Origin of the sequence: Corynebacterium curieae (assembly GCF_027570035.1) — a bacterium.
GTDB classification, from domain to species: Bacteria; Actinomycetota; Actinomycetes; order Mycobacteriales; family Mycobacteriaceae; genus Corynebacterium; species Corynebacterium curieae.
Genome location: NZ_JAKMUU010000003.1, coordinates 127,428 through 141,162 on the forward strand (window position 1 = coordinate 127,428; position 13,735 = coordinate 141,162).

15 protein-coding genes are annotated in these 13,735 nt (G+C 60.5%); 9 read left to right on the forward strand and 6 right to left on the reverse strand.

The window, feature by feature from the left end:
- Positions 1 to 17: 17 nt before the first annotated feature.
- Positions 18 to 461 (reverse strand): YdcF family protein, encoded by a 444-nt coding sequence (locus L8V01_RS06535; RefSeq protein ID WP_269946318.1) that lies wholly within the window; start codon positions 459 to 461, stop codon positions 18 to 20.
- A gap of 134 nt (positions 462 to 595) precedes the next feature.
- Between L8V01_RS06535 and L8V01_RS06540 the strand changes: the two genes are divergently transcribed.
- The 6 genes from L8V01_RS06540 to rbsD are packed head-to-tail and all read left to right on the forward strand — an operon-like array spanning position 596 to position 6,263.
- Complete coding sequence (locus L8V01_RS06540; protein WP_269946319.1) at positions 596 to 1,585, forward strand: LacI family DNA-binding transcriptional regulator; 990 nt, start codon at positions 596 to 598, stop codon at positions 1,583 to 1,585.
- A complete protein-coding gene (locus L8V01_RS06545; protein WP_269946320.1) occupies positions 1,582 to 3,126 on the forward strand; it encodes a sugar ABC transporter ATP-binding protein in 1,545 nt (514 codons plus the stop codon). Before L8V01_RS06540 ends, L8V01_RS06545 begins: the two co-directional genes overlap by 4 nt.
- A complete protein-coding gene (locus tag L8V01_RS06550) occupies positions 3,123 to 4,064 on the forward strand; it encodes an ABC transporter permease (protein ID WP_269946321.1) in 942 nt (313 codons plus the stop codon). Before L8V01_RS06545 ends, L8V01_RS06550 begins: the two co-directional genes overlap by 4 nt.
- Before the next feature lie 12 nt (positions 4,065 to 4,076).
- On the forward strand, positions 4,077 to 4,991 hold the full coding sequence (locus L8V01_RS06555) for a substrate-binding domain-containing protein (protein WP_269946322.1): 915 nt from the start codon (positions 4,077 to 4,079) through the stop codon (positions 4,989 to 4,991).
- Positions 4,988 to 5,896: a ribokinase gene (locus L8V01_RS06560; RefSeq protein ID WP_269946323.1), complete on the forward strand. Its 909-nt coding sequence runs from the start codon at positions 4,988 to 4,990 to the stop codon at positions 5,894 to 5,896. The genes L8V01_RS06555 and L8V01_RS06560 overlap by 4 nt, the downstream gene beginning before the upstream one ends.
- Positions 5,889 to 6,263: a D-ribose pyranase gene (gene rbsD / locus L8V01_RS06565; RefSeq protein WP_269946324.1), complete on the forward strand. Its 375-nt coding sequence runs from the start codon at positions 5,889 to 5,891 to the stop codon at positions 6,261 to 6,263. Before L8V01_RS06560 ends, rbsD begins: the two co-directional genes overlap by 8 nt.
- 156 nt (positions 6,264 to 6,419) lie before the next feature.
- On the opposite strand, the gene L8V01_RS06570 is transcribed toward rbsD, so the two are convergent.
- From L8V01_RS06570 to L8V01_RS06580, 3 genes are all read right to left on the reverse strand, one after another.
- Positions 6,420 to 7,283, reverse strand: a complete 864-nt coding sequence (locus L8V01_RS06570) for a type IV toxin-antitoxin system AbiEi family antitoxin domain-containing protein (protein ID WP_269946325.1) — start codon at positions 7,281 to 7,283, stop codon at positions 6,420 to 6,422.
- A 177-nt stretch (positions 7,284 to 7,460) separates the two neighbouring features.
- Positions 7,461 to 7,961: a 5-(carboxyamino)imidazole ribonucleotide mutase gene (gene purE / locus L8V01_RS06575; RefSeq protein WP_269946326.1), complete on the reverse strand. Its 501-nt coding sequence runs from the start codon at positions 7,959 to 7,961 to the stop codon at positions 7,461 to 7,463.
- Positions 7,962 to 7,985: 24 nt separating this feature from the next.
- Positions 7,986 to 9,101 (reverse strand): 5-(carboxyamino)imidazole ribonucleotide synthase, encoded by a 1,116-nt coding sequence (locus L8V01_RS06580; protein WP_269946468.1) that lies wholly within the window; start codon positions 9,099 to 9,101, stop codon positions 7,986 to 7,988.
- A gap of 79 nt (positions 9,102 to 9,180) precedes the next feature.
- On the opposite strand from L8V01_RS06580, the gene budA reads away from it, so the two are divergent.
- Positions 9,181 to 9,912 (forward strand): acetolactate decarboxylase, encoded by a 732-nt coding sequence (gene budA / locus L8V01_RS06585; protein ID WP_269946327.1) that lies wholly within the window; start codon positions 9,181 to 9,183, stop codon positions 9,910 to 9,912.
- Here budA and L8V01_RS06590 read toward each other — a convergent pair.
- Together L8V01_RS06590 and L8V01_RS06595 are read right to left on the reverse strand one after the other, a co-directional pair.
- On the reverse strand, positions 9,890 to 10,330 hold the full coding sequence (locus L8V01_RS06590) for a hypothetical protein (protein ID WP_005326709.1): 441 nt from the start codon (positions 10,328 to 10,330) through the stop codon (positions 9,890 to 9,892). The two genes, budA and L8V01_RS06590, sit on opposite strands and share 23 nt — an antisense overlap.
- A 37-nt stretch (positions 10,331 to 10,367) precedes the next feature.
- The gene (locus tag L8V01_RS06595) at positions 10,368 to 11,252 is read right to left on the reverse strand and encodes a biotin--[acetyl-CoA-carboxylase] ligase (protein ID WP_269946328.1); all 885 of its coding nucleotides are present in this window, start codon (positions 11,250 to 11,252) and stop codon (positions 10,368 to 10,370) included.
- 44 nt (positions 11,253 to 11,296) lie between these two features.
- Between L8V01_RS06595 and L8V01_RS06600 the strand changes: the two genes are divergently transcribed.
- Positions 11,297 to 12,289: an ABC transporter ATP-binding protein gene (locus L8V01_RS06600; protein ID WP_269946329.1), complete on the forward strand. Its 993-nt coding sequence runs from the start codon at positions 11,297 to 11,299 to the stop codon at positions 12,287 to 12,289.
- A 177-nt stretch (positions 12,290 to 12,466) separates the two neighbouring features.
- Positions 12,467 to 13,717, forward strand: coding sequence for an ABC transporter substrate-binding protein (locus L8V01_RS06605; protein ID WP_269946330.1), 1,251 nt, complete (start codon positions 12,467 to 12,469; stop codon positions 13,715 to 13,717).
- Positions 13,718 to 13,735 lie beyond the last annotated feature (18 nt).

Consider the following 13,735-nt stretch of genomic DNA (forward strand, 5'->3'; position numbering starts at 1 on the left):
CCCACCGGTTTAAAGCGCTAACCACGCATCCTCCGCCAACCAATTCGTGCCGCAGAATGCGGGGTAGCCAACACCTCACGCAGATAGTTGCGCGGCATCAACCGCCACGGGGTGCGCGCGGGATGCATTTGCACGGCGATGCCTAAATGCCATGCCCACAGTGCGGTGCGCAAAACATGGAAATCATTGGTCACCACCTGCAGGACCGCATCGGGAGCCAAGCGGTGGGCATTTTCTAGGTTTTCATTGGTGCTCGTGGCTTTTGGCTCCACCACTATCTGCCGCGCGGGCACGCCGTGCTCAATAAGGTAGCTAGCCATTGGGCCCGCCTCGCCGCGCCCAGAAACAATAACCCGCTGACCGCTATAAAGTGCCAGCGCCTTATCTAGGCGGGAACGCAGCATGGCGCCAGGATAGCCATGAGTTACACGGGAGCCCAGAACGAGGAGCGGGTCAGACATGGATACCAGCTTAGACTTGTCCGCCCTTGACAGGAAGGCAGAAAAAGCCGTACGTTTAACTCAAATGTGCAATCGATTGCACTCTGAAAGGGCCAGACGCTGGCCCGTACGCCTTAACCACCAAGGAGGTCAGCATGGCCGGAACCACCCTCAAGGACGTGGCCGCCGATGCTGGAGTATCCATATCCACCGCATCTCGCTCACTATCGGGCAACCCAGCCATCTCTGAGTCCACGCGCCAACGCGTCAAGGACGCTGCCATCAAGCTCAATTATAGGCCGAATGCCCAAGCCCGAGCGTTGCGCAGCTCCCGCTCGAACGCCATCGGCCTAGTCATTCCCAGCCTAGACAATGCCTACTTCGCCGCGATGGCCGCAGCCATTGAAGAAGCCGCCGATAACCAAGGCCTAGCTACGATGATCACGAGCTGCGGAGAAGATCCGCAACGTCTGGTCAAGTCCCTCAACGCACTGTTGGAACGCCAAGTCGACGGCATTATCGCCGTACCGCTTGAAGGAGCCGAAGAAGCGCTCGAGCAAGCACGCAGCTACCGACCACTCGTCCTCATCGACCGTACCTTGGGCGAGCTTCCTGCGGTGCTGTCCGATCCTTGCGTGGGAATAAACCAAGCCGTAGAGCAGCTCAAAGAAAAGGGCCACACACACATCGGCTACCTCTCCGGCCCGCAAGAGACCTCCACCGGCCGGCAGCGCCTTGAAGCATTCGAAGCCGCCACCCACGGGATGCCCACCCACATTCACCACGGCAGCTACCGTCACCGCGAGGGCTATAAGGGTGCCATTGCGCTGCTAAAGGAAGGTGTCACCGCCATCATCGCAGGCGATTCCATGATGACGGCCGGTGCGCTCGAGGCCTGCCATAATGCTGGCAAACGCATTGGGGAGGAAATCGCACTCGTTGGCTTCGATGACTTTATCTACCTGCGCTTTCAGCCCTCCCCCATTTCGGTGGTGGACCAGGACGTCGCTCGGATGGGCGAGACCGCCACGGCCAAGCTCATCGCGGCCATTAACGATAAGCGTCCACCGGAAGGCGAGGTACTAGAAACCCGCTATATCCCGCGCATGTCTACCGCCCACCAACTCCATGAGGCCACGCCATGAGCGAATGCGTATTGCAGCTGGATAACGTCACCAAATCCTTTGGCCCGGTAGAGGTTATTAAAGGCGTTGACCTCACCGTGCGCCGCGGGCAGGTCCAAGCCCTATTGGGTGAAAACGGTGCCGGAAAATCCACGCTCATCAAGATGATTGCCGGTGTACACGAGCCGGACTCCGGCCGCATCATGGTAGATGGCCAAGAAGTAAAGATCCCGGATACTAAAACCTCTGAAGCGCTCGGCATCGCTACCATCCACCAAGAATTAAACCTCGTTCCCACGATGTCGGTAGCGGAAAATATCATGCTCAGCCGCACCCCGCGCCGCTATGGGATGGTAAACCGCAAGCACCTCAAGGCACAGGCACAAGCGGCGTTGCACCTTATCGGCTTGGACGTGGACCTTGATATGCCGGTGAGTGAGCTAGGCGTGGCCAAGCAGCAGCTGGTTGAAATCGCCAAGGCACTCTCTATGAACGCTCGTATCCTTATCTTGGATGAGCCCACAGCCGCGCTTACTGGCAAGGAAGTCGATGCGCTCTTCACCGTGCTGGAGGAACTTAAGGCCAAGGGCGTGGCCATGGTTTTTATCAGCCACCACTTGGAGGAGCTGGCGCGCATTGCCGAGACTATCAGTGTTCTGCGAGATGGCTCCTTCATCGCCGAGGTCCCGGCCGATACCGACGAAGACGAGCTGGTGCGGCTCATGGTCGGCCGCGAGATTGAAAATCAATACCCGCGCGAGGTCCCACCCGAGCACGGCGAAGCCCTGCTGGAGGTCTCCGAGCTGACTTCCGACGGCGCCTTTCACGACGTCACCTTCACCGTCCACGCCGGCGAAGTCGTCGGCCTCGCCGGGCTCGTGGGAGCTGGCCGCACCGAAATCATCCGCGCAATTGCGGGCGCCGATCCGTACGATTCTGGCACCATCCGCGTCGACGGTACCCAGCTGCGCGGCGGCGATATTCGTGCCGCCATCCGCGCCGGCGTGGGCCATATCCCCGAAGACCGCAAGTCCCAAGCGCTGGTTCTTGACGCTTCTGTGGGCGATAACTTGGGGTTTGCCACCCTTTACCCCACCGCCAAAGCTGGGCTTGCAGATCGCAGCGGCCAGCGCCGCCGCGCCGGTGAGGTGGCCGAGAAGCTACGCATCCGCATGGCCGATCTCTCCCAGCCCATCCGCAACCTGTCCGGCGGCAACCAACAAAAGGCGGTTTTCGGCCGCTGGGTATTGGCCGGTTCCAAGGTTCTCTTGCTCGATGAACCCACCCGCGGCGTCGACGTCGGCGCCAAAGTGGAGATTTACAACATCATCAATGAGGTTACCGCGGCCGGCGGCGCTGTGCTCATGGCCTCTTCTGATCTGCCCGAGGTGCTCGGCATGTCCGATCGCATCCTCGTCATGTCCGGCGGACAACTCGCCGGCCAGCTACCCAAAGACTCCACCCAAGACGAGGTCATGGCCTTCGCGGTATCCAATGTGACCTCCGCTACCTCTGCCTCTGCTGCCGCACCTGCCGGCACCAACCCCAAGGATGAAGCATGACCAAGAATCGAGTAGTTAACTGGGCGATGAATAATGGCGCGCTCGTCGGCCTTATCGCCCTGTGCATCGCGCTTTTTATCGCTACGCCTTATTTCCTTACCGTGGCGAACCTGCTCAATATCGGCATCCAGGCCGCGACGGTGGCCATCTTGGCCTTCGGCATGACCTTTGTCATCGTCACCGCCGGCATCGACCTCTCGGTGGGCTCGGTCGCCGCGCTTGGCGCCATGGTCTCTGCCTATATGTTCTCCACCGCGGGGCTGCCGGGATGGCTCACCTTGTTCCTCGGCCTCATCGTGGGCGCGCTGGCCGGCGCCATCTGCGGTATGGCCACCGCATGGGGAAAAATTCCCTCCTTCATCGCAACGCTGGCCATGATGTCCATCGCCCGCGGGCTCACCCTGGTTATCTCGCAAGGCTCACCTATTGAGACCGCCCCAGCCGTCAACGCCTTTGGCGGCGATATCGCAGGTTTCCCAGTGCCGATCATCATGATGGTCATCGCCGGGCTCATTTGCTGGTTCATCCTAGAGCGCACGGTACTTGGCCGTTCCATGTATGCCATCGGCGGCAACCTGGAGGCCGCCCGGCTCTCGGGCCTGCCGGTCAAGCGCATTCAAATCGCCGTCTTTGCACTCTCCGGCTTCTTCGCCGCCTGGGCCGGCATGGTCATGGCCGGCCGCCTCGAATCCGCACAGCCGCAGGCCGGCACAGGCTACGAGCTGGATGCCATCGCGGCCGTCGTCATCGGCGGCGCCTCACTCTCCGGCGGCCAAGGCAAGGCCACCGGCACGCTGGTCGGTGCGATTCTCTTGGCTGTTATCCGCAATGGTTTGAATTTGCTCAACGTCTCCTCCTTCTGGCAGCAGATCGTTATCGGCCTGGTCATCGCGCTAGCCGTAGGCTTCGACGTCATCCGCAATAAGACGGCCAACTAAGGAACACCCGCCATGAGAAAGCTCATCGCCGCCCTCCTCGTGCCCGCCCTTGCGCTAGGCCTTGCCTCCTGCAATCGCTCAGAAGAAGACCGCAACCGCATCACGCTAGCACTGTCGACGCAAACCAACCCCTTCTTCGTCGAGCTGCGCCACGGCGCACAAGACAAAGCCAAGGAACTCGGCGTTCCACTGGATATCCAGGACGCCTCCGATGACCCCGCCCAACAGGTGAACCAGCTGGGCAATGCCACTTCCATGGGTGCCAAGGTTGTCGTGGTCAACCCCACCGATTCCGATGCCGTGGCCCCAGCGGTGCGTGGCATCAAAAATGACGGCGTCCCCGTCATTGGCGTGGACCGCGATGTTAATGGCGTAGACCTGGACTCCATGGTGGCCTCCGATAACGTAGCCGGCGGCGCGCAGGCCGCGGATACGCTCGCCCAGTCCATCGAGAAAAAGGGCGATATTCTCATCCTGCAAGGCACCGCCGGTACTTCGGCCTCGCGCGAGCGCGGCAAGGGCTTTGAAGAGCAGATTGCCAAGTACAAGGGTATTCGGGTCGTCGGCAAGCAATCGGCGAATTTCGACCGCACGGAAGGCCTCAACGTCGCCACCAATCTGCTGCAGGCCAATCCAAATATCAAGGCTATCTTTGCGGAGAACGATGAAATGGCGCTCGGCGCGGTCGAAGCCTTGGGCTCGCGCGCTGGTTCTGAGGTCAAGGTGGTGGCTTTTGATGGCACCTTTGATGGCCTCAAGGCGGTCAAAGATGGCAAGCTAGAAGCTACCATCGCCCAGCAGCCCGCAGAGCTCGGTGCCCGCGCCATCGAACAAGCCGCAGCGCTCCTGCACGGTGGCACGGCGGAGCAGAACGTCCCCGTCGAGGTCATTACCGTTACCCGCGACAATGTGGAGGATTTCCAATGAGCAAGCTAACCGTCGTCGGTTCCATCAATGCGGATCTCATCGTGCACGCCGAGCGCCACCCGCAGCCCGGCGAAACCCTGCTTGGTTCCGGCGGCGACATCTTGGCCGGAGGCAAGGGCGCTAACCAGGCCGTCGCGGCCGCGCAGCTGGGCGCCAACGTTGCCTTCGTGGGTGCGGTCGGTTCCGATCCCTATGCCGAGCCTGCCATGCATTACATGCGCACCTCCGGCATCGATCTTGACGCCGTGGAGCAGGCCGATACCAACACCGGCCTCGCTGTCATTACCGTCTCGTCCGATGGCGAAAACACCATCGTCATCTCCCCCGGTGCCAACTCGCTTGTCGACGCCCCCTTTGTCTCCTCCCGCACCTCCACCATCGCCGATGCCGACGTAGTCCTCCTCCAAGGCGAAATCCCCGCCTCCGGTTTTCGGGCCGCAGTCGAGGCTGCCCAGGGCCGGGTGGTGGTCAACCTCGCGCCCGTGGTCAAGGTCGACCGCGACTCGCTTCTGCAAGCCGATCCTCTGCTGGCCAATGAACACGAGGCCGGGCTCATCCTAGAACAGCTCGGGCTGCCTTCTGAGGGCGCCCCACGCGATCTCGCCCACCGCTTGGTAGAGGCCGGTTTCCGCTCCGTCGTACTCACCCTTGGTGCCCACGGCGCCTACGTGGCCACTCCGGATGGCGGCACGGATATCCCCACCCCGCACGTAACCGCCGTGGATACCACCGGCGCCGGCGACGCCTTCGCGGGTGCCTTCTGCGCCCAGCTCCTCACCGGTGCTTCGCTTGTCGATGCCGCCACCTTTGCCGCCCGCGTCGGCGCCTTCGCCGCCACCGGCAACGGCGCGCAACCGTCCTACCCCACCACCGAATCCGAGTTGCCGGAGGTTGACGATGCGTAAATCCGGCCTCCTCAATCCCGCGCTTACCAGCGCCGTCGCACGCCTTGGCCACACCGATACCTTCGTTATCGCCGATTGCGGCCTGCCCATCCCTCATGCTGTGCCCGTCATTGACCTGACGCTGACCTTCGGCATCCCGACCTTTGCAGATACGCTGGCGGCTCTTCTCGAGGAGGTCGTGGTCGAAGCCGCCACCATCGCCGATACCACCCCGCCCGAGGTGCGCTCCCTACTTCCCGCAGTACCGCTTACCGAGGTCTCCCACGATGACCTCAAGCGCGAAGTCGCCCGCGCCTCCTTCGTCGTGCGCAGCGGTTCCACTACGCCGTTTGCCAATGTCATCCTGCGCTCCGGCGTGCCCTTCTAGCGCTTTCGCAAGGTGACTTTTGGCCACGATATAGCCCTTCGTGCGCCAATTTTGGTCGCTAACGCGGCCGCTTTTGGATCCTTTATTCTGAAACCCAAATAGCGGCCACGTTGTCACTGCCGCCTTTGTCTATTCGGTCGTTAACGCGGCCAAAACTTAGCCTCGGATCGGCTCATAAGGTTCGCCGACAAGCAGTGAATGCCAATCCCACACCGATTGATGCGCGTAGCTGGAAAAGTCTGGATTCCGCTGACGAGCGCCTACAATTTGCTGCACTACTTCTCTCAAGTGGCGCTTTACGCAACTTCCGGAGTACCGAAGTACCGTATAACCCCTGAGCGTTGCGTCGTTTGCTTTCCACCGGTCCTTGATAAAGGTGGCCAAGTCTTCTGCTTTGTGGAAATCATAGCCATCGATCTCCACGGCGATTTTCCCCACCACAATATCCCAAAAGTATGGACCTATCTGGTGGTTAGTTTCTACCTTCATTCCTCTGCGGCGAAGTGCGCGTACCACCAGACGCTCGGCTTCACTATCGCTTCCGTGGACAACCTTGCGCAGCATCTCTTTCGTCCCAGCGGGCACGCGCGAGATGGAAGACAAATCTCGCTCGAGCGCAGCTTTCCCTCGTACGCTGCGATAATGAAACTCCAGCATAGTGATTGCTCGTTTTTCATCGACTTCAAGCGCGGCCAAAATCGGGTTTTGAACCGGGATCCCTTTGAACTCATAAAACGTACGCTGGCGAGTTCTTTGCGCCTTGAACCACTCGGACGAGCTCAACCTGTTGTTGTACGCGACTTCCAACGGGGGCGTCATTGCAGACCGTGAGTAAATCTCGACCGCTGATTTTCCTGCAATCATCACTTTTGGCCAGCGCTGGTGCAATAACTGCGCCACCTCTATTGGTTCTGGTTTCCGGCGAACATAGAGGCCTCGTGCGATTTTGAAGATTTCACCTTTAGCCACTCGCCGACGCAGTTGATGCTGGCTCAGCCCTGACACCACCAAGCTTTCCATACTTCCCCCATTTCCCCGGAAATTTGGCTCCCCTTCACCTTATTCGCCCTTTTACGCTCGTGCAGCCGGAATAGAGCCCAAAACCTACAATGCAGCCACGTTGTGCATGGAAGGTTGATTCCATGGGGGCATAACGTGGCTGCATGTTGGTGTGTGACTTTACACTCCGGCTAGGAGCTACTCTCCTAGCAGCTTGTCGCGCAGATTCTTCTCCTTCTGCTCAACTTCTTCGGCCATCTGCTTTTGGTAGTCCACGATCTTTTCTTGGATGGCGGGGTCGCCAGCGCCGAGGATGCGCGCAGCGAGGAGGCCGGCGTTCTTCGCACCACCGATGGAAACGGTGGCAACCGGCACGCCGCTAGGCATCTGCACGATGGATAGGAGGGAGTCGAGGCCATCGAGTTCCTTCAGTGCGCGCGGAATGCCGATGACCGGCAGCGGCGTGGCGGCGGCGACCATGCCAGGCAGGTGCGCGGCACCGCCGGCGCAGGCGATAATCGCCTTAAGCCCACGAGTGTGGGCTTCCTTGGCATAGGCCAGCATCTTTTCTGGGGTGCGGTGGGCACTGACCACGCCGACCTCGAGGGGGATGCCGAAGTCCGCGAGGACCTGAGCGGCGGGTTCAACGGTGGGCCAATCGGAATCGGAGCCCATGATGATGCCTACGTGCGGTTGCATAGTGTCCTTTCTTAAAGCAGGAAATTAAGCCCATGTGGCGTGCACGAGGAAGTGCGCGGCCTGGCGGGCAATGGAAAGGGTTTCATCGGTGGAGTCACCGGTGACGTTGACGTGGCCAATCTTGCGGCCAGGGCGGTGGTCCTTGCCGTAGAGGTGGATCTTGGCTTGCGGGTAGCGCTGCATGACCTCGCGGACGCGATCGGGCATAGGCATGGCGGGATCTTTGTCGGCGCCCAAGACATTAGCCATCACGGTCACGGGTGCCAACGTGTCGACTGCGCCCAAGGGGAGGTCGAGCACCGCGCGCAGGTGCTGCTCAAACTGGGAGGTAACGCAACCGTCCTGGGTCCAGTGACCGGTGTTATGCGGGCGCATGGCCAGCTCGTTGACGGAGATTTCCTCGCCCTCGGGGCCGTCGAAGGCAAAGAGCTCGACGGCGAGCACGCCGGTCACTCCGAGGGATTCGGCGATGGATAGCCCCAGCTCGCTAGCCTGCTGCGCCAGTTCCGGTGCGAGGCCGGGGGCGGGAGCGATGGCCTCGGCACAAATGCCGTTCTCTTGGCGGGATTGGGTAATCGGCCACACCTTAGCCTCGCCAGAGGGGCGGCGGGCAACGAGGATGGAAAGCTCGCGAGTCAGGTCCACCTTTTCTTCGGCCATCAGTGGAGTTCCGGCCTCGAGCAGTTCGGAGACCAGCTCATAGCAATTTTCGGACGTTGGGAACCACACGCCCTTGCCGTCGTATCCCCCACGGCGGGCCTTGAGGCACACGCGGCCATCGACGGCGTCGAAAAAGGCGCGGGCATCGGCCACCGAGTCGATTGCGGCAAAGCGCGGTACAGGGGCACCGAGCGCGGCGAGCTTTTCGCGCATCTTCAGCTTGTCCTGCGCGTAGATGAGGGCGGTGGGCTGGGGCTGGACGTTAAATCCGGCGTCGATAAGCGTAGCGGAGTGCTTATTGGGCACATGCTCATGCTCGAAAGTAATGGCGTCCGCACCCTCAGCCGCGCCGCGCAACTCCTCCAAGGAGGTGTAGTCCCCCAGCACCACGTCGGGGGTGACCTGCGCCGCGGAAGAATCCGGCTTGCTGGCCAGAATCCGCAGGTGAATATCGAGTTCCGCGGCGGCCGGCTGCATCATGCGTGCCAGCTGGCCGTCGCCACAAACAGTTACAATAGGCTTTAAGTCACTCACGTTCCTCAATACTAGCCTGGATACTATGTTCACTCGTCATACCATCTTCCAAAACTCACTCATGACCGCTTTGCTTGACGGCATCTATGACGGCGAAATGACCATTTCGGAGCTGCTAGGCAAGGGCAACTTCGGCCTCGGCACCTTTGATGGCCTCGACGGTGAGATGATCATCTTGGACGGCACCTGCTACCAGCTGCGTGGCGATGGCTCCGCACAGATTGCGGATTTGGATCAGCGCACGCCCTATGCGGTAGCAACCAATTTTGTTCCGCGCATTACTGCCGACGCCCCCGCGGGCCTGCGCCGCGATCAGCTTTCCGCGTTCATCGATAAGCTCGAGCCTTCCGCCAACTACATGTACGCGGTGCGCATCGTGGGCACCTTTAAGGAGGTGACCACCCGCACGGTGGTCAAGCAAGAAAAGCCCTACCCTCCGATGTCCGAGGCCGTTGGTGGCGATAAGGAGCTACATTTCAAGGACGTCGAGGGCGTCATCGGTGGCTTCCGCACCCCCGTATATGAAAAGGGTATTTCGGTGCCGGGCTGCCACGTACACTTTATCGACGCCACCCGTACCTCCGGCGGCCACGTGCTCGACTACGTAGTGGAAAAGGCAACGATTGAGCTTTGCCCCGCCTCCGACCTAGAGCTGCGCCTACCGCTGACGCAGGAATTCGGGCGCGCTAACCTCTCCCCCGAGGACCTGGATAGCCAGCTGCACACCACCGAGGTTAAAACCAAGGGCGATCATTAATAATCTCTGCCACGCGCTTGGGCTTGGCCACATTGGGAAAATACATGGCCCGGTCCCAGCCGTGAATGGCTAGGGACACCCCGCCCCGGCGCTTGCGGGCGCCGCGGATATCCTGCAACGGAATCGAATCGATATTGCGGCCCTCGCGCGCGATGACGCGCCGGTTGGTCACGATGAAGCGCTTGCGGCGAGCCTTATAAAGGGGAATGACAAAGCGCCAGATTCCCAGCAGCGCCCACACCGCGACGAGGCCGTTGCGCAGCATCGGGTCTACTGCTTGGACATCGCACCAGCCGATGGCGATCCACAGCAGGCCGGTGATGAGGATGAGCTCGAGGAAGGGGAAAATCAGCGCGCGAAACGGCGCGGAGACATCCGCGCGCTTGACCTCTCCTTGGCCCATCTTCATTAGTCCCATAGCTATGGATGCTACCTCGCGTGTCTACTGTGTAGGTCTACTGCTGTGGGCGCAGGTGCGTGACATCGCCCGCCGAGTAGTATTCGCCGGCGACCATGATGCGGCCGTCTTCGCCGATTTCATCGACGTGACCGGTGACATCGCCGGACGGGGTCTCCAAGCGCACCTCTTGGCCAAGCGAGGAGCAGACTGCCCGGTAATCGCGCAGGAGCTGCGGATCTTGGTTCTCCCACTGCGCGATGCGGCGGCGCAGGTTCTTCAACACGGTAATCGCCAGCTCGGTGCGGTCAGTATCACGGCCTTCGAGCGCGAGAGAGGTGGCCTTTTCAATCGGTAGCTCCTCGCGTGTCAAGGTGACATTGATGCCCATGCCTACGACGACGCGCGCGGATGGTGCGGCGCCACCTACGGCCTTATTGAGCTCCGCCTTGTTGATCTCAGCCTTATTTAGTTCGGCTTTGTTGACCTCAGCCTTGTTGACCTCGGCCTTTCCTACCTCTACCTTGGTCAGCTCGGTCTTCGGCGCGGCCTTAAAGGCGTGACCAACGGGACCGGCCTCGGCAAGGATGCCGCACAGTTTATTGCCGTCGATATGCACGTCGTTCGGCCACTTCAGTACGGTCCCCTCGATCGAATCGGTTACCGCGAGGCCCGCGGCTAGCGGCAGGGTGCCTAGGTGTTCAAGGGATTCCGGCAGCAGGAGCACGGAGAAGATGACCTGGGAGCCGGCCGGCGCGGTCCAGGAGCGGCCGAGGCGGCCCTTACCGGAAAGCTGTTCGTCGGCAAGCAGCACGGTGCCATCCGCAACATTGGTGGCCTGCATCAAATCAGTATTGGTAGAACCAGTCTTTTCCACGAAATCGATGGTGGTGAAATCGTTCGCCAGTGCTGTGCGAATGCGTTCCAAATCAAGTGCAGTCATAAGCTTCAAGGATACCGGCCACCAATGGTGCTAGTGTGTTGCGCATGGCAAAGGTCACTTTTGAAAAGGTCAACATCACCTACCCCGGCGCGAGCGCGCCCACGGTAAAGGACTTGGACCTCGATATCGCGGACGGCGAATTTCTGGTACTCGTTGGCCCTTCGGGCTGCGGCAAGTCCACCACGCTGCGCGCCGTAGCGGGGCTGGAACCTACATCCAGCGGCCGCATCGCCATCGATGGCAAGGACGTGACCAACCTGGAACCGGGCGATCGCGATATCGCCATGGTTTTCCAAAACTACGCCCTTTATCCCCACCTGACGGTGGAGGAAAACATGGGCTTTGCTTTGAAGCTGGCGAAGCTCCCCAAGGCCGAAATCAAAGCCAAGGTGCACCAGGCGGCGGAGACGCTCGGTCTGACCGAGTACCTCAAGCGCAAGCCCAAAGATCTTTCGGGCGGCCAGCGTCAGCGAGTGGCCATGGGCCGCGCTATTGTGCGCGAGCCGAAGGCCTTCCTCATGGATGAGCCGCTATCCAACCTGGATGCCAAGCTGCGCGTGCAAACCCGCGCCGAGCTGGCCAGCCTGCAGCAGCGCCTGGGTACGACGACGGTGTATGTCACCCACGACCAGGTTGAGGCAATGACCATGGGCGACCGCGTAGCGGTGCTCAAGGACGGCGAGTTGCAGCAGGTGGCTCCGCCGCGCGAGCTTTACGACGCCCCCGCGAACGAATTCGTCGCCGGCTTCATCGGCTCGCCGGCCATGAATATCTTTGACTACAACGCTTCCCGCATAGGCGTGCGCCCAGAAAAGATGTATATCAATAAGGGGCCGGTGGGCCTCCAAGGCGTGGTAGATATTGTGGAAGAGCTGGGCGCCGAGTCCTATGTCTACGTCGCCGTTGGCGACAATCGTCTAGTTGCCCGCGCCGAAGGTACCCCACCGCAGCGCGGCGAAGACGTGGTGCTGACTTTCAATCCACGCGAGGCGCACCGCTTCGATCTGGAAACGGGCCGGCGCATCGCGCAGGACTAGGTCCGCGGAGGGGGCCGAGCCGCGGGGATGCCGAGCCTCGGCGCGTTCGGTACGCGCGCAGGGCCCACTTCGCCGCCCAACTACCCCCGTTTAGAGTTAAATAGGTCAAAATTATCCACCTTTTGGTTTCCGTATTTTAGGTTTAAAGAACCGAAAGTTTTCCGAAAGGTGAATTCCATGAAGAAATTCCTGCTTCGCACCACCGTTGCGACTACCGCTGTATTGGCACTGGCCGGCTGCTCTTCTTCCTCTTCCGATTCCGCCGCGGGCGGTTCTTCTGAGGGCGGCGCGGATGCGCACGGCCCTATCACCTTTGCCATGGGCAAAAATGACACGGACAAGGTGACCCCCATCATTGAGAAGTGGAACGAGCAACACCCAGACGAGAAGGTCACGCTCAAAGAGCTGGCAGGCGAGGCCGACGCCCAGCGCGAGACCCTAGTGCAGTCCCTGCAAGCGGGCAGCGATGACTACGATGTCATGGCGCTTGATGTGGTGTGGACCGCGGAATTCGCCGCCAACCAGTGGTTGCAGCCGCTTAAAGGTGACTTTGAAACCAATACGGATGAGCTGCTTCCGGCCACCGTAGAATCCGCCACCTATAACGACGTGCTCTACGCCCTGCCACAAAACACTAACGGCCAGCTGCTTTTCCGCAATACCGAGCTCGCGGATAAGGCACCAGAAAAGTTCGCGGATCTTAAGTCCGCATGTAAGGCCCTGGACAAGGGCAAGGACTGCCTGACTACCCAGCTCAAGCAGTACGAGGGCCTAACGCTCAATACCGCGGACTTCGTGGAAGGCTGGGGCGGTTCCGTCTTGGATAAGGACGGCAACGCTACCGTGGATTCCAAGGAAGCCAAGGACGGCCTGCAGGCCATGGTGGATGCATACAAGGAGGAGACCATCTCCAAGGACTCCACCGCCGCCACCGAGGAAGAAACCAATATGGCCTTTACTGAGGGCAAGACCGCCTTCGCCATGAACTGGCCGTATATGTACTCCAATGCGGTTGATGCCGGCGTCGACGTTGAGGTCCAGCCCCCGCTGGGCAAGGACGGCGTAGGGGTGTCCACGCTGGGTGGCTATAACAACGGCATCAATATCAACTCCAAGAATAAGGGCACCGCGCTCGACTTCATGGAGTTCATCATCAACGAGGACAACCAGAAGTCCTTTGCGGAGCAGTCCTTCCCGCCGGTCTTGGCCTCCATCTACGATGATCCACAACTGCAGCAGGAATTCCCGTACCTTCCGGCGCTTAAGGAATCTCTGGAGAACGCCGCACCGCGTCCAGTCTCCCCGTTCTACTCGGCGATTTCTAAGGCCATCCAGGACAATGCCTATGCTGCACTGACGGACGGCAAGTCGGTCGATGATGCCACCGCCAATATGAAGGCGGCCATCGAATCGGCTTCCCAAGGCTAAAGGCCCAATCCGGGTGAG

Bases quoted from the DNA above. Each gene is read 5' to 3' on its own strand.
- L8V01_RS06560 (WP_269946323.1), top strand. From the start codon at position 4,988: ATGAGCAAGCTAACCGTCGTCGGTTCCATCAATGCGGATCTCATCGTG.
- purE (WP_269946326.1), bottom strand. From the start codon at position 7,961: ATGCAACCGCACGTAGGCATCATCATGGGCTCCGATTCCGATTGGCCC.
- L8V01_RS06555 (WP_269946322.1), top strand. From the start codon at position 4,077: ATGAGAAAGCTCATCGCCGCCCTCCTCGTGCCCGCCCTTGCGCTAGGC.
- L8V01_RS06605 (WP_269946330.1), top strand. From the start codon at position 12,467: ATGAAGAAATTCCTGCTTCGCACCACCGTTGCGACTACCGCTGTATTG.
- L8V01_RS06570 (WP_269946325.1), bottom strand. From the start codon at position 7,283: ATGGAAAGCTTGGTGGTGTCAGGGCTGAGCCAGCATCAACTGCGTCGG.
- L8V01_RS06550 (WP_269946321.1), top strand. From the start codon at position 3,123: ATGACCAAGAATCGAGTAGTTAACTGGGCGATGAATAATGGCGCGCTC.
- L8V01_RS06540 (WP_269946319.1), top strand. From the start codon at position 596: ATGGCCGGAACCACCCTCAAGGACGTGGCCGCCGATGCTGGAGTATCC.
- L8V01_RS06600 (WP_269946329.1), top strand. From the start codon at position 11,297: ATGGCAAAGGTCACTTTTGAAAAGGTCAACATCACCTACCCCGGCGCG.
- L8V01_RS06595 (WP_269946328.1), bottom strand. From the start codon at position 11,252: ATGACTGCACTTGATTTGGAACGCATTCGCACAGCACTGGCGAACGAT.
- L8V01_RS06545 (WP_269946320.1), top strand. From the start codon at position 1,582: ATGAGCGAATGCGTATTGCAGCTGGATAACGTCACCAAATCCTTTGGC.
- L8V01_RS06580 (WP_269946468.1), bottom strand. From the start codon at position 9,101: ATGATGCAGCCGGCCGCCGCGGAACTCGATATTCACCTGCGGATTCTG.
- L8V01_RS06535 (WP_269946318.1), bottom strand. From the start codon at position 461: ATGTCTGACCCGCTCCTCGTTCTGGGCTCCCGTGTAACTCATGGCTAT.
- L8V01_RS06590 (WP_005326709.1), bottom strand. From the start codon at position 10,330: ATGGGACTAATGAAGATGGGCCAAGGAGAGGTCAAGCGCGCGGATGTC.
- rbsD (WP_269946324.1), top strand. From the start codon at position 5,889: ATGCGTAAATCCGGCCTCCTCAATCCCGCGCTTACCAGCGCCGTCGCA.
- budA (WP_269946327.1), top strand. From the start codon at position 9,181: ATGTTCACTCGTCATACCATCTTCCAAAACTCACTCATGACCGCTTTG.